Annotated in this window: 1 protein-coding gene; it reads left to right on the top strand. The window is 62.8% G+C overall.

Annotated elements, in window-relative coordinates:
• Positions 1 to 516: RNase adapter RapZ (locus AC4FQX_RS15235; protein WP_491168573.1), on the top strand; the 516-nt coding region annotated here is incomplete at both ends.

The raw sequence follows: 516 nt of genomic DNA, 5'->3' as shown, positions 1-516 counted from the left end.
ACGGTCACCGTGCTGCGCAAGGAACACGACGTTCGCATGCTGTTTTTGACGGCGAGCACGACCGCGCTGGTGCAGCGCTATTCCGAGACGCGCCGCCGGCATCCGCTGTCGATCCGTAACGGCCGCCCGGATACCGCGGCCAATGTGCAGGCGGCTGCCAAGGGCCTCGACACCTCGCTCATCGAAGCGATCGAGATGGAGCGCGAGCTGCTCAGCCCGCTGGCCGATCCAGCGCACCGCATAGACACCAGCACGCTGCGCACGAACGCCCTGCGCGCGTACATCAAAGAATTCATCAGCGACGAGCCGCACGACATCACGTTGATGTTCGAATCGTTCGGCTTCAAGCATGGCGTGCCGACCGACGCCGATCTTGTCTTCGACGTGCGTTCACTGCCCAACCCGTACTACGACACGCAATTGCGCCCACTCACGGGCCGCGACCAGCCTGTCATCGACTTCCTGCAAAGTCAGCCGATGGTACTTGCGATGGCAGAAGACATTCGCGCCTACGTG

This window comes from Flavobacterium sp. AK-301 (assembly GCF_058310215.1).
Note: the sequence above shows the minus strand (reverse complement) of the source record. Positions and strands in the feature narration are given on the sequence as shown.